The sequence below is a fragment of the Hydrogenovibrio sp. 3SP14C1 genome (assembly GCF_029625905.1).
Lineage (GTDB): Bacteria > Pseudomonadota > Gammaproteobacteria > Thiomicrospirales > Thiomicrospiraceae > Hydrogenovibrio.
In genome coordinates, this window is the sequence record NZ_JARTLM010000003.1 from 138,184 (window position 1) to 152,082 (window position 13,899).

15 protein-coding genes are annotated in these 13,899 nt (G+C 43.2%); 2 read left to right on the forward strand and 13 right to left on the reverse strand.

The window, feature by feature from the left end:
* Nucleotides 1-15 precede the first annotated feature (15 nt).
* The 10 genes from P8629_RS03500 to rplU form a co-directional block, all read right to left on the reverse strand.
* Nucleotides 16-1,191, reverse strand: a complete 1,176-nt coding sequence (locus tag P8629_RS03500; protein ID WP_278164494.1) for a citrate synthase — start codon at nucleotides 1,189-1,191, stop codon at nucleotides 16-18.
* 86 nt (nucleotides 1,192-1,277) lie between these two features.
* On the reverse strand, nucleotides 1,278-1,619 hold the full coding sequence (erpA, locus tag P8629_RS03505) for an iron-sulfur cluster insertion protein ErpA (RefSeq protein WP_011369770.1): 342 nt from the start codon (nucleotides 1,617-1,619) through the stop codon (nucleotides 1,278-1,280).
* 96 nt (nucleotides 1,620-1,715) lie between these two features.
* Nucleotides 1,716-2,768 carry an N-acetyl-gamma-glutamyl-phosphate reductase gene (gene argC, locus P8629_RS03510; RefSeq protein WP_278164497.1) on the reverse strand — a complete coding sequence of 351 codons (1,053 nt, stop codon included), beginning with the start codon at nucleotides 2,766-2,768 and terminating at the stop codon, nucleotides 1,716-1,718.
* Between the two features lie 104 nt (nucleotides 2,769-2,872).
* A complete protein-coding gene (locus P8629_RS03515) occupies nucleotides 2,873-3,592 on the reverse strand; it encodes a glutathione S-transferase (protein WP_278164499.1) in 720 nt (239 codons plus the stop codon).
* A gap of 175 nt (nucleotides 3,593-3,767) precedes the next feature.
* Nucleotides 3,768-5,402, reverse strand: coding sequence for a chaperonin GroEL (gene groL, locus P8629_RS03520; protein WP_278164501.1), 1,635 nt, complete (start codon nucleotides 5,400-5,402; stop codon nucleotides 3,768-3,770).
* A gap of 39 nt (nucleotides 5,403-5,441) precedes the next feature.
* Nucleotides 5,442-5,732 carry a co-chaperone GroES gene (locus P8629_RS03525; protein ID WP_278164503.1) on the reverse strand — a complete coding sequence of 97 codons (291 nt, stop codon included), beginning with the start codon at nucleotides 5,730-5,732 and terminating at the stop codon, nucleotides 5,442-5,444.
* Between the two features lie 203 nt (nucleotides 5,733-5,935).
* Nucleotides 5,936-7,066, reverse strand: coding sequence for a glutamate 5-kinase (gene proB, locus P8629_RS03530; protein ID WP_278164505.1), 1,131 nt, complete (start codon nucleotides 7,064-7,066; stop codon nucleotides 5,936-5,938).
* Nucleotides 7,067-7,075: 9 nt separating this feature from the next.
* Nucleotides 7,076-8,116, reverse strand: a complete 1,041-nt coding sequence (gene cgtA, locus P8629_RS03535) for an Obg family GTPase CgtA (protein WP_278164507.1) — start codon at nucleotides 8,114-8,116, stop codon at nucleotides 7,076-7,078.
* 158 nt (nucleotides 8,117-8,274) lie between these two features.
* Nucleotides 8,275-8,532 carry a 50S ribosomal protein L27 gene (gene rpmA, locus P8629_RS03540; RefSeq protein WP_011369763.1) on the reverse strand — a complete coding sequence of 86 codons (258 nt, stop codon included), beginning with the start codon at nucleotides 8,530-8,532 and terminating at the stop codon, nucleotides 8,275-8,277.
* Between the two features lie 99 nt (nucleotides 8,533-8,631).
* A complete protein-coding gene (rplU, locus tag P8629_RS03545; RefSeq protein ID WP_278164510.1) occupies nucleotides 8,632-8,946 on the reverse strand; it encodes a 50S ribosomal protein L21 in 315 nt (104 codons plus the stop codon).
* Between the two features lie 254 nt (nucleotides 8,947-9,200).
* Between rplU and ispB the strand changes: the two genes are divergently transcribed.
* Nucleotides 9,201-10,166, forward strand: a complete 966-nt coding sequence (ispB, locus tag P8629_RS03550; RefSeq protein WP_278164511.1) for an octaprenyl diphosphate synthase — start codon at nucleotides 9,201-9,203, stop codon at nucleotides 10,164-10,166.
* Between the two features lie 13 nt (nucleotides 10,167-10,179).
* On the opposite strand, the gene P8629_RS03555 is transcribed toward ispB, so the two are convergent.
* The 3 genes from P8629_RS03555 to P8629_RS03565 all read right to left on the reverse strand — a co-directional run bounded on the left by P8629_RS03555 (nucleotide 10,180) and on the right by P8629_RS03565 (nucleotide 13,051).
* Entirely contained in the window at nucleotides 10,180-10,797 is a 618-nt protein-coding gene (locus tag P8629_RS03555) for a hypothetical protein (protein ID WP_278164513.1), read from the reverse strand.
* 141 nt (nucleotides 10,798-10,938) lie between these two features.
* The gene (gene ssb / locus P8629_RS03560; RefSeq protein WP_278164515.1) at nucleotides 10,939-11,541 is read right to left on the reverse strand and encodes a single-stranded DNA-binding protein; all 603 of its coding nucleotides are present in this window, start codon (nucleotides 11,539-11,541) and stop codon (nucleotides 10,939-10,941) included.
* 121 nt (nucleotides 11,542-11,662) lie between these two features.
* The gene (locus tag P8629_RS03565; RefSeq protein ID WP_278164517.1) at nucleotides 11,663-13,051 is read right to left on the reverse strand and encodes an MFS transporter; all 1,389 of its coding nucleotides are present in this window, start codon (nucleotides 13,049-13,051) and stop codon (nucleotides 11,663-11,665) included.
* A gap of 130 nt (nucleotides 13,052-13,181) precedes the next feature.
* Here P8629_RS03565 and P8629_RS03570 point away from each other — a divergent pair, with 130 nt between their 5' ends.
* Entirely contained in the window at nucleotides 13,182-13,895 is a 714-nt protein-coding gene (locus tag P8629_RS03570) for an SIMPL domain-containing protein (protein ID WP_278164519.1), read from the forward strand.
* Nucleotides 13,896-13,899 lie beyond the last annotated feature (4 nt).

Below are 13,899 nucleotides of genomic sequence, written 5' to 3' on the forward strand. Positions count from 1 at the left end.
ATCTTTCCAAACCCATTACGGCATGGATTTCTTTTGGCTTCTTTTTTCCATTGGAAGATAACAAGAATTCCCCGCCCCTTTATAGATTTGAGTCGGTCGGAAAATTTTATTGTTTTGTAGCTGCTCACGCCAATGCGCCATCCAGCCAGCAGAACGAGCTACAGCAAAAATAGGTGTAAATAAACCCGCATCAAAGCCCATTTCTTTATACAAGATGCCCGAATAAAAATCGACGTTCGGATACACACCTTTATGGGCTAACAACTCTTCACAAACCCGCTCAACTTCCATCGCGGTTTCAAATGCTTTACTGAGAGATCCCGCATCGCTTTTATTTTGTAGCAATTCAGAAGACAGCTTTTGCAAAATTGAAGCGCGAGGATCTTTCGTTTTGTATTCACGATGCCCCATCCCCCAAATCACTTTCTTTTCTGCCAAACGCTTCTCAATATATGCACGCGCGTTTTCAGGTGAGCCAATCTCATCTAACATCTCAATGACTTTTTGATTTGCACCACCGTGTAACGGCCCTGACAACGAAGCAATCGCAGATGAAATAACAGAGCAAGGGTTGGCTAATGTCGAGCCTGTCACCATGGTGGTGAACGTCGAGGCATTGATGGTATGTTCTGCATGCAAAATCAGACAAGCATCTAACAGTCTTGCCCAATCTTTATCGGGCTCTTCTCCTGTGACCATGTACAAAAAGTTTTCCGCATAGGTCAGGTCTTTGCGCGGTTCAATTGGATCAAACCCATTACGCATATGCTCCCACATCGCAACCAAGGTACCCATATGCGAAATGATATTCACTGTCACTTCGTTAATATATTCCTGGTTTTCCGTGCCACCTTTCATATATTCCGTACTTGGGTAGAAGCTCGCCAAACTGGCAACCGCCACTTGCAACATATGCATCGGGTGCGTGGTTGCTGGCAAGTTCTTCATAATCTCTCTCAAGTTATATTTAACTCGACGCGCATTACGAAGTTTATTTTCAAAGTCTGCTAACTCATCCGCCGTTGGTAAATTACCAAATAGAAGCAATAGCGTGGTTTCTTCAAAAGAAGAATATTCCGCCAACTCCATAATGTCATAACCGCGATATGTCAAAATCCCTTTATTACCATCAATATAAGAGACTTCAGACTCTGTTGCAGGCACGCCTGCTAAACCAGGAATATATTCCATAATTTACCCTAACAAAGAAATATGATTAAAAGACATTGTCGAAACTTGTTACCAACAATGTCTTTTTGTTTAAAGCGTTTTAGAAATTAAACGCCGAAGGAAGAGCCACAACCACAGGTCGTCGACGCATTTGGATTTTCAATCACAAATCGAGCGCCTTGAAGGTCTTCTAAATAATCGATTTTAGCGCCCATTAAATACTGGAAACTCATCGGATCAATCATCAACTTTACACCGTCTTTTTCGACAACGGTATCATCTTCTGCTTGAGATTCATCAAACGTAAAGCCGTACTGAAATCCCGAACAACCACCGCCGGTGATGTAAACACGCAATTTCAATTCAGGATTACCCTCATCTTGGATTAATCCACTGACTTTTGAAGCGGCTGCTTCGGTAAAATTAACTGGGGTAGGCATTTCAGACATGATCGCCTCCTACTATAATTGTCTATTAAAAAGTAATTGTAACAAAAGCCCGCCGAATCTTCACGAAAGACTCAGGCGAATCTTATCTCACAATGCTTACGGCATTAATGCCACTTGCTGTAATCCTGTCGTTTCAGGGAGGCCACACAAGATATTCATATTTTGAATTGCTTGACCGGCCGCCCCTTTCACTAAGTTATCAATCACAGAAGAAACCACGACCTTATTTCCGCCTGCCGGGCGATAAACCGCAATACGACACATATTCGAGCCTTTCACCATACGGGTTTCTGGCAAACTACCCAGCGGCATCACATCCACAAAAGGTTCATTCTGATAGGCGGTTTCCAGCACAGAGTGTAACTCTTCTTCTGAAACATCCTCGGTAAGCGTCATATAAATGCTCGATTCCATCCCTCTCACCATAGGGACTAAGTGCGGCACAAACGTTAAATCAACCGCTTGCCCTGTCGCTTGATGAAACTTCTCTTGCATTTCAGGAAGGTGGCGATGGCCTGCAGCACCATAAGCTTTAAAGCTTTCGCTCATTTCAGCCCCCAACATCGCAACCTTGGCACCTCTACCCGCGCCACTCACACCCGACTTACCATCCACAAAAACCGCATCAAATTTGACCAGGCCTGCTTTCAACAAAGGCGTCGCTCCCAACAAAATACTGGTTGGATAACATCCGGGGTTGGCAATCACTTTTGCTTGCTTAATTTCGTCACGAAACAATTCTGGCAATCCATAAGCGACTTGATCCATGATTTCTGGACAGCTGTGCTCTAAACCATACCACTGCGTCCAGATCTGCATATCTTTAATCCGAAAATCAGCTGCTAAATCAATTACTTTAACGCCAGCGGCAATCAAATCAGGTGCCATCTCCATCGCAACACCATGCGGCGTCGCGAAGAAGACGATATCACACGCATTCAAAACGTCTACCGAAGGCTCTGAAAAAGCTAAGTCATCATAATGACCTCTCAAATTGGGAAACAAGTCGGCAACCTTTAACCCCGATTCACTACGAGAGGTAATCGCAACCACTTCTGCATTCGGATGGCTTGCTAAAATCCGTAACAACTCGACTCCGGTATAACCTGTTCCACCCACGATACCAATTTTGACTTTTGCTTTATCCATTTTCCCAACCACTTTCCGTGAATATCATCACGTATTTACGTTTTATTAATCTGTTTATTTTATCATTGAATGTCAATCACCACTAATGGCTTTTTAATTGACTTTCATCGTCCTTGCGCCTTTTTACGAAACTGATCTTTGGTCATCAATATCGGTTCATCAAGCCATAAAGGGATGTGTTCCGGCTCCCATTTTGGACGGTTTTTCATAATCGCCTTAAAATAGTCAGCTTCCATCAGTTGCGACAACCATTGACGTAAAGCCGGGTAGTTTGACGTGGTAAACCAGTCTTTATCAACATGGGCGAACTGCCGTATAAAAGGGAAAATGGCAATATCCGCCAAACTAATCTCCGCGCCAAATAAATACTTCCCTTTCGCTTGCTTTATATTCTCTTGTAATTGGGTTTCTATTTGCTGAAGAAAGACTTCGCCTTGTTCTCGATAATACGTTGCCGGATATTCTGGAAATCGATCTGCATACTTATAATGATCTAAGTGAGATTTAAATTCATAGTCACACTGCTGAACCAAGACAGCTTGTGCCGACGGGATTTCACCCTTTGAGTCCAACCAGTTATAAGGATCTTTTCGCGACAATGCCCATAGCATAATATCGAAACTTTCCTCTATAACCTGATCATCCGGCAAAACCAACACGGGGACCGTCCCTTTCGGAGAGGCTTCTAACATTGATTCCGGCTTATCCCAAAATTCAATCTCACGTTGTTCAACCTGCACCTCTGACAGATACAACCCCATTCTGGCGCGCATTGCATAAGGGCAACGCCGATAAGAATAGAGTACCGGATGCGTTTCAGACATACCTTCACCTTATTTGTTAACCATCGTAAAACCTTATCAAAAACAGCCAGGCCTGGTCATTTTTGATAAGATTTTAAGAGCAAAAAGCCCGCATAAAGCGGGCTTTTCAATTCTGAGCAGAATTTTAAGCTGAACAGTTCCACAAATTTAATTCATGAAAATGCTCAAGCTAAAATTACATCATTCCGCCCATACCTCCCATGCCACCGCCAGATGCATCAGCTGATGCACCGTCTTTTGAAGGAAGGTCTGCAATCGCAGCGCCCGTTGTTAAGACTAGACCGGCAACAGATGCAGCATTTTGCAATGCAGAACGCGTTACTTTAGCTGGATCAATGATTCCGGCTTTAATCATATCAACATACGTTTCAGAGGCCGCATCGAAGCCCATGTTATCTTTTGATTCCATGACTTTATTCACAATAACCGAGCCTTCTAAACCGCAGTTTGCTGCAATTTGACGCATTGGCTCTTCCATTGCACGTAAGGCAATTTCAATCCCAAGTTGCTGCTCGTCGTTGTCACCTTTGACTTTGACTTTTGAGCGTGCACGAACCAGAGCAACACCACCACCGGCAACAATCCCTTCCTGAACCGCTGCGCGTGTCGCATGCAAAGCATCATCAACACGGTCTTTCTTCTCTTTCATTTCAACTTCTGTCGCTGCACCTAACTTGATAACAGCCACACCGCCGGCCAATTTAGCCAAACGCTCCTGAAGTTTTTCAGAGTCATACTCAGAGGTTGTGTTTTCAGCTTGTGAACGGATTTGAGCACAACGCGCTTCGATATCGGCTTTCGCACCAGCACCATCAATTAATTTCGTGCTATCTTTACCAACAACAGCAGACTTGGTTTCACCCAGCATGTCTAGAGTCACATTTTCAAGTGTTAAACCAACTTCCTCAGAAATAACCGTACCACCGGTTAGAACCGCCATATCTTGCAACATCGCTTTACGACGCTCACCGAAACCTGGGGCTTTAATCGCTGTTGCTTTGACAATACCGCGCATATTGTTAATGACCAGTGTCGCTAAAGCTTCACCATCAACATCTTCCGCGATGATCAACAATGGTCGACCGGCTTTTGAAACCGCTTCTAATGTTGGCAACAAGTCACGGATGTTTGAAATCTTTTTATCGTGTAACAAGATGTATGGATTGTCTAATTCTGCAACCATTTTCTCTTGGTTTGTCACGAAGTATGGTGATAAGTAACCACGATCAAACTCCATCCCTTCAACCACGACAAGCTCATCATGTAAAGAAGACCCTTCTTCAACCGTGATCACACCTTCTGTTGAAACTTTTTCCATCGCTTCAGCAATCATTTTCCCAACCGCTGAATCAGAGTTTGCAGAAATCGTACCAACCTGTTGGATTGATTCGTTTGTCGTACAAGGAACTGACATTTTTTGAATTTCTTTTACTACGGCTTCAACCGCTTTGTGGATACCACGGTTAAGGTCCATTGGGTTCATGCCTGCTGCAACTGACTTCATCCCTTCACGAACGATAGACTGAGCTAGAACCGTCGCAGTTGTTGTACCATCACCGGCCACATCATTGGTTTGAGAAGACACTTCTTTAACCATTTGCGCCCCCATGTTCATGAACTTGTCTTCCAGTTCAATTTCACGTGCAACTGATACACCATCTTTAGTGACCGTTGGTGCACCAAATGATTTTTCTAAAACAACATTACGCCCTTTCGGCCCTAAAGTTACTTTTACGGCATCCGCTAGGACATTAATCCCTTCAACCATCTTTTCGCGGGCATCTAAACCTAATCTTACGTCTTTAGCCATTTTTAAATCCTTTTTATATTCTGTTAATGAGGGTCTTAATTATTCAACAATCGCGATAATATCGTCTTCACGCATCACTTTAAGTGGCTTGCCAGCATCGTCTTTCACTTCTTGACCTGAGTACTGACCAAACATTACTTTATCGCCGACTTTTACTGTCATTGGAATAATTGAACCATTATCCGCCGCTTTACCTGGCCCAGCAGCAACCACTTCGCCCAAGTTTTCTTTTTCTTGTGCAGAACCTGGTAGCAAAATGCCCCCAGTAGATTCTTTTTGTTCTTCAACTTGACGGACGACCACACGGTCATGTAACGGTTTTATATTCATAGGATTCTCCTAAAAGTTTGATAATTCATGGTTTTAGTTACTAAAATTCTAACAATTAGCACTCTACCATCGAGAGTGCTAATTATTTTATAGATTGGTTCATCACTGTCAAGACTTATAGTGACGTTAATTTGTTTTTCAAGGGAAAGAAAAAAGATTTTAAGACAAATTAAAGAAACGACCAGGCCTGGTCGTTTTTTAAACTAATCAGCCAAGACTAAATTATCACAGTGAATCAAGAACTCACCGTCGCTATAACCCAGTATTTGATTGATTTCTGAAGAAGGATGTCCCATGATTTTTTGTGTCTCAAAGAACGGATAGTTCACCAAACCGCGAGCCACTTCCTGATTTTTATCATTCACACAAACCACCATCTCGCCTCGCTGAAACTCACCACTCATATCCTTCACACCAATAGGCAGCAAGCTTTTACCTGAAGACTGTAGCGCTTTCACCGCCCCTTCGTCCAACACCAATTGACCTTTAGCCTGCAAATGTCCTGCCAGCCAACGCTTTTTGGCAGTCAAAGGCTCTAGATCTGGAATCAATAAAGTACCCAGCGGCTCTCCTGCCAACAATCGAGGGAGCACATTGTCTTCTCGACCTGAGGCAATAAAGGTTGCGGTGCCTGAACGTGCCGCGCGTTTGGCAGCCATCACTTTGGTATACATACCGCCTTTGCCTAAACTACCGCCTTCGGAACTGGCCATCGCTTCAATATCTTTACGACTCACTTGAGCCTCTGAAATCAACTCGGCTTTCGGGTTCGTGCGTGGGTTATCATTATACAGACCATTTTGATCAGTCAAAATCACCAACACATCCGCAGACACTAAATTCGCAGTCAATGCCGCCAAGGTATCATTATCGCCAAAACGAATTTCATCGGTCACGACTGTGTCATTTTCATTAATAACAGGGACAACACCATGCTCTAGTAGAGTTTGAATCGTATTAGACGCATTCAAATACCGAGCTCGGTTAGACAAATCATCGTGCGTCATCAAAATTTGTGCGGTGTGAATGCTGTTTTTGGCAAACTCCGATTCATACGCCTGAACCAATCCCATCTGCCCAACCGCGGCAGCGGCTTGTAACTCATTAATTTCAGAAGGACGCTTCGACCATCCAAGGCGTTGCATGCCTTCCGCTACAGACCCAGAAGACACAATAACAAGCTCAATACCCTGCTGACGTAACGCCACCATCTGAGACACCCATTGTGCCATCGCTTCTTTATTCAGACCGCGCCCATCATTGGTCAGTAAGGCACTTCCAATTTTGACCACCCAACGGCGTGATTTTTGATGAATATCTGATCGGGTTAACACAACAATTCCCTACTCTTCAACAGACGTTTCTTGCGCTTTTAAACGATTTTGCTCTAAACCATAAGCAACTTCTTTCACCAAGTCATCCGTACCCACTCGGTTCACCGCTGAAATGGCAAAAACAGGTCCCGTCCAATTCAAGCGCTCAACAATCTGATCGCATAATTCATTGGCTTCTTCTTCCAGCAATAAATCGGTTTTATTTAAAACCAACCAGCGCTCTTTACCTGCCAATGCATCACTGTATTTTTCCAGCTCTTTCTCAATCACTCGAACCGATTCAACAGGATCCATTTCATCCATCGGCGCAATATCCACCACATGTAAAAGCAACCCTGTTCTCGACAAATGCTTCAAGAATTGAACCCCTAATCCGGCTCCTTCCGAAGCGCCTTCAATCAATCCTGGAATATCAGCAATCACAAAACTGGATTCAGGTGAAACACGAACCACCCCTAAATTAGGGTATAACGTCGTGAAAGGATAGTTAGCAACCTTTGGGCGTGCGGCAGAAACCGCTGTAATCAAACTTGATTTACCTGCATTCGGCAACCCCAACAAGCCGACATCAGCCAAGACCGACAGTTCCAGCCCTAGATTACGCTCATCACCTGGCTCTCCAGGGGTACATTGGCGCGGTGTACGGTTGGTACTACTTTTAAAGTGTATATTTCCCAAACCGTGACGCCCACCATGAGCGACTAATAATTTCTGACCATGATCAACCAAATCGCCAATCATTTCCTGAGTATCAATATCTCGAACAATCGTTCCTTCTGGGACCGGGATAATCAGGTCCTGCCCTGCACGTCCGGTTTTTTGCTGCCCCATTCCCGCTTGACCATTTTGTGCTTTATAATCACGGGTATAACGGAAATCAATCAAGGTGTTGATATTGCGGTCAGCAATTAAATAAATACTGCCACCATCGCCTCCGTCACCCCCATTGGGACCACCGAATGGAATATATTTTTCACGGCGAAAACTTGCGACGCCGTTCCCACCGCGCCCCGCTTCTACCCGAATATTGGCTTCATCTACAAATTGCATGACCTTAATCCTATTTCCCTAATAACGTCTATATCGTGAATACGTTCAGCTCGGTAAACTGATTGCACTTTATTTTAGCGTAGAGAAAACATTTAACCTAGAAATAAAAAAGCCCCGACGCAGCGGGGCTTTTGATAACAATGTCAGCGACTGTTAAATTAGTCAGCTTTGATTGTTACGAACGTACGTAGTGGCTTACCTTTCGTTACGAAAGCAACTTCACCAGTCGCTTTTGCAAACAAAGTATCATCTTTACCGCGACCAACATTATCACCTGCATGAAACTTAGTTCCACGCTGACGAACGATAATGCTTCCTGCTAGAACTTGCTCACCACCAAAACGTTTAACGCCTAATCGCTTAGCATTAGAATCGCGACCGTTTTTAGTACTACCTGCAGCCTTTTTATGAGCCATGGTGACATCTCCTGTTAACCTGGTTATTCCCTACTCAGAAATAACGCGAGGCTTTAAATTAATCGACCAAACTTACTGTATTCACAACAAGTTCAAAAATTAAGCTGAAATACCTGTAATTTCAACTTCAGTATAATTTTGACGATGGCCTTGCTTAGTACGTGATCTGTTCTTACGACGACGGAACTTGATGATTGTTACTTTCTTACCACGACCGTTTGAAGTAACGGTTGCTGCAACTTTTGCACCTTCAACAAGAGGTGCACCTAATTTAACATCTGCACCTTCACCAACCATCATGACTTGATCAAACTCAACTTTGTCGCCTTCGTTTGCACCTAAGGACTCAACACGTAAAATTTGACCTTCACGAACACGATATTGCTTACCACCGGTTTTAATTACCGCATACATTCTTGGAAACTCCCGGTTTCAATTTCATTAATTCTGTTTTCACACCGTCAGAAACGGCAAAGGCGGGATTATATAACCTTTTACATTTTAGGTCAAACACCAATAGAGATAATTTGTAAAAAAACTTCACCGGGTGATAAAAACCAGCAAACTCACTGTTTTTTATTGAAAAAAACCATTTACAGCTTTGCTTCTATTGCTTTTCATACTAAACTTTAGCGTCTTAACTAATCAACAACAATCCCATTTAACTTATGACGCTTTCACAGATTCGAAAACTTATTCAGGATGACATTACAGCCACTGACCAATTGATTCTGTCTAAACTGTCTTCCGATGTTGTCCTTATTAATCAGATCGGTCATTACATCATTAACAATGGTGGAAAGCGTTTACGCCCTTTATTAGTATTATTATCCGCACATGCCTGTGGCTATAAAGGCAAAGACCACCTTACCCTTGCAGCTGTCATCGAGTTCATTCACACCTCAACATTACTACATGATGATGTGGTGGACGAATCTGAAACACGTCGTGGAAATAAAACTGCCAATGAAGTCTGGGGCAATGCTGCCAGCGTATTGGTCGGTGATTTCTTATATTCCCGATCATTCGAAATGATGGTGGAACCCGGAATTATGCGCGTCATGGACGTCATGTCAGAAACCACTAACGTGATTGCCGAAGGTGAAGTACTACAACTACTCAACTGTCATGATGCCAGCACCTCTAGCCAAAGATACATGGAAGTCATTCACCGTAAAACCGCCAAACTGTTTGAAGCCGCAACCATATTAGGGCCTATTTTGAGTGAAAAACCTGAATTGGAAACAGGGTTTGCAACCTATGGACGTCATTTAGGGGCGGCTTTCCAGCTCATTGATGATGCTTTGGACTACATGGCAGATGCGGATGAACTCGGTAAGAACTTAGGGGATGATTTGGCAGAAGGGAAACCGACTTTGCCTCTAATCTATGTACTTGAAAATGGAACCGATGAAGAGAAATTATTAATTCGCAAGGCCATCGAAACAGATGGGATCAAATTACTGGATGAAGTCACTGCTATTATTCAAACATCTGGCGCCATTCAGTATACGCAAGAAATTGCCACCCAAGAGGCGGAAAAAGCCAAAGCAGCTTTGACTCCTTTAGATGACTCTGAAATCAAACAAGCATTATTGTCTTTAGCTGACTTAGCGGTTCAAAGAAACCACTAAAAATCACCATTCACTATCGAACCCTTGAACTCGGAATTCTCTGCTTCCCTTTAAAGTGCTTATCTAGCGTTTGCTGTAATTCCTCTTCTTGCCTTTCAGCTTCTTCTGCAGCAATGGCTTTCTCTAACTCTTTGCGCTCTAAATCGACAAATTTCTTATATAGATCCAAATTATCAATTTTAGTTTTTTCCCAATCAATTCGGCGCAGCAACCAACCCACAAAGAATCGAATCACATGACACTCATCCAAGCTCGCATATAAAATTTCCGGCTTCGGACGGAACCCATGTAACCGTTCAACTACAATCAGCTGCTTCTTTCGATCAGGGTGTATTCTCAAATATCCTTGACGATCTTCATCCAAACTCGTGCTGTAATAGAGTCGCACAACCTTATTAATACTAAACATGGCTTTGGTTAAAATCGTCGATTCAGGCTTCCCGTTTACCCCAACCGTATGAATAAAAATATTCTGGGTCATAATAGCGCGTGCGAACCGCTCAACTTCATCAAAAGGAACGATTTCTTTTTTATCTTCCGTCGCTAATTTATGCTGACGAACTTCTTCCGACTTACGCTCAAGTCTTTTAAAGAAATACTGTAAAGCCGGTGTGATTTCATTTTTATTCATATTGACTCCCTCTATATACTGTTATCGACCAAAATCGAAAACAATTAAGCCAATTTCAAAAATACTTTATCAAAATAAAAAGCCCGCTGTTAGAGCGGGCTTTTTTAGACTTTTAATCAACACTTATAAACTTGATGGATTTTAAAACGGTACATCATCGTCATCAAAGTCATTTGCTGTATAAGCAGGCACTTGCTGCGCTGGCGCAGGGTTGTTATTTGGCTGTCCACCAAACCCTTGTTGTGGCGCAGACTGCTGTTGCGGTGCAGTTTGACCGAAACCAGGTTGGGCTTGCTGCTGGTTCATACCGGCATTATTTTGCTGTGGCGCTTGAGGGGCTTGTTGACCAAGCCCGGCAGCATTATTATCAAACGGCGCATCAGACCCTTGACGATTACCACCGCCCAACATCTGCATCTGTCCATTAAAATCAATAACCACTTCTGTCGAATAACGGTCTTGTCCTGTGTTTTGATCTTGCCATTTACGTGTTTGCAACTTCCCTTCCAAGTAAACCTGAGAACCCTTGCTTAAGTATTGGCCTGCAATTTCGGCCAACTTGCCGAAAATGACGACACGATGCCATTCTGTTTTTTCTTGCTTTTGACCGGATGCTTTATCATTCCATTGCTCTGAAGTTGCAACATTTAAATTCGCAATTGCATTCCCATTTGCTGCATACTTAAGCTCAGGATCTCTCCCTAGCGTTCCAACCAAAATCACTTTATTGACACCACGCGCCATCTTTTACTCCCCAAATTTCTTTATTTTTAATCTTCAAATAATACCTTTTTTAGGTCAAAAAAGATAATTCAAATTTTATATATCGTTATGACAATCAGATAAATTTTCTACTTACCCTTTATTATGCCAGCCCATTCTCAAGATAGTCTATTAACCCAACTTCGTTAATGAGCTTGCGATCAATCTTAAAGAACACGCGATGCTCATCCAACAAGAAGACCACTTCATAAATCCCTTCATAGGACAGCAACTTTTCCGTTAACTGTTGTTCTTCGGATTCATTCAGATCGGTCGTGTAATGAACAGAGGCAATACTCAAAGGAAGCGGTCTAGTCATGCTCATGGCAACTAAAAACCAAACAAGGCCTATCGTGGCGGTAAAGAGAAACAGCCCTTCCAGACTATACATTTCGTAAAACCAACCGCCAATAAAACCACCGGAAGCCGCACCTAAAAACTGGCTACTAGAGTAAACGCCACTGGCGGTCCCCTTTTTGTCTGCAGGAGAAAGCTTTACCACAAGTGAAGGCAAAGAGGCTTCTAATAAGTTAAAGGCTGTAAAGAAAACCAGTAACAAAGCAAACATTGACCAGAAGCCACTCACACCAAATAAAAAGCCTAGCTGTATGAGCGCAATAGTCAAAATCGCCCCAACAAAAATCGGTTTCATGCGCCCTTTCGATTCGGCTTGGATAATAAACGGAACCATTAAAACGAATGACAATAACATCACTGGCAAATACAACTCCCAATGATGCAGTGAATCTAAGCCAGCACTATCTCGAATCATAAACGGGATGGCAATAAACATCGCGGTCAGCATGGCGTGCAACACAAACACCCCGATATCCAAGCGGAGTAATTGTGGATTTTTAATCACGTCTTTAAACTGGCTCGGATCAGCCTCCGCTTCTCGCTGATAGATTTGGTTCTCAATCTTCGGAACAGCAAACAGCACCAACAAAATACCTAAAACACCCAGACCGGCAATAACCCAGAAGATTCCTCTTACGCCGAATAATTCGCCTAACACCGGCCCTGCAACTAATGAAACGGTAAATGACAAGCCTATCGTCATACCCACAATTGACATAGCTCTTAAACGAAACTGCTCTGTGACCAAGTCAGCAACCGTTGCCATCAAGACTGCCGCAACGGCGCCCATCCCTTGAATGGCTCGACCGACAATCATCATTTCAATGGAATCGGCCATCGCACACACAATGGATCCAATCATAAAGACCAGCATCCCTAAAATAATCAGCGGCTTACGACCAAAACGATCCGACAGCATGCCATAAGGAATTTGAAGAACGGCTTGCGTTAAACCATAAATCCCCATGGCAATCCCTATTTGTGTTGCTGTTACCCCTTGAAATTCTTCATGAGCAAACAAGGCAAACACGGGGAAAATCATAAACAGACCGAGCATGCGAGTCGAAAAAATTCCTGCGACTGAAAAAGCGGCACGTCGTTCAATCGGCGCCATACTACGACTGGTTTCTGACATTTGTGATATCCTGTTTATCTTTATAGATGTGTTTTTCACGCTGAGAGCGAAAAGAATTGCATCGGTGTTTAATCGTTTAAATAGGCCGCATTATAGCATTGTTCCGAATTCTTTAAACAGGAGTCCGAAAATGAACATCCACCCTCTTATTGTTCTGCTCTGCTTAACGAGTTTATTCTTCACACCTTTCAGTCAAGCTGGCGATACGCTGCTTCAATTTAACCAAGTGACTTTTTCCGTGACCGAAAGCCAACGCGTTGAAAATGACTTTGTCAGCGTGCACTTTATCGCCCAAGCTGAAGAGAAAACAGCTCAAGCCGTTCAACGCCAGATCAATCAAAAAATGCATCAAGCGCAAACTATTTTGAATCGCTACCCTGAAATAACGGTGAGCACGCAAAATTATCGAGTGATGCCCGTTTATAATGAGCACAAAAAAATCCAACACTGGAAGGGGCAACAAACACTTCATTTAAGCCTTAAAAATCAGCCAGGCCTGGCTGAAATTTTGACCAAGGTGCAACCTTATTTAAATTATAACGACATTCGCTTTTCCGTTTCAGAGTCACAGCGTGAACAAACCATGACATCTTTATTAAAGCGCGCTTTAGCGCGGTACCAGAGCCAAGCGAAAGTGATTGCTGACGCATTCGGTCAATCGACATATCGAATCACACAAACACAAATCCAACACACCACACCAACACCTCCTTTTGAACGGTCACTATCAGCTTACGCCTCTAAAGTAGCTTCCACACAAGCGGCACCAATAATTGAAACGGGAGACACTCGCCTAAGCATCACCGTGTCTGGGCGCGTCTTGATTTCAAACCAAAAAAACTAACCCT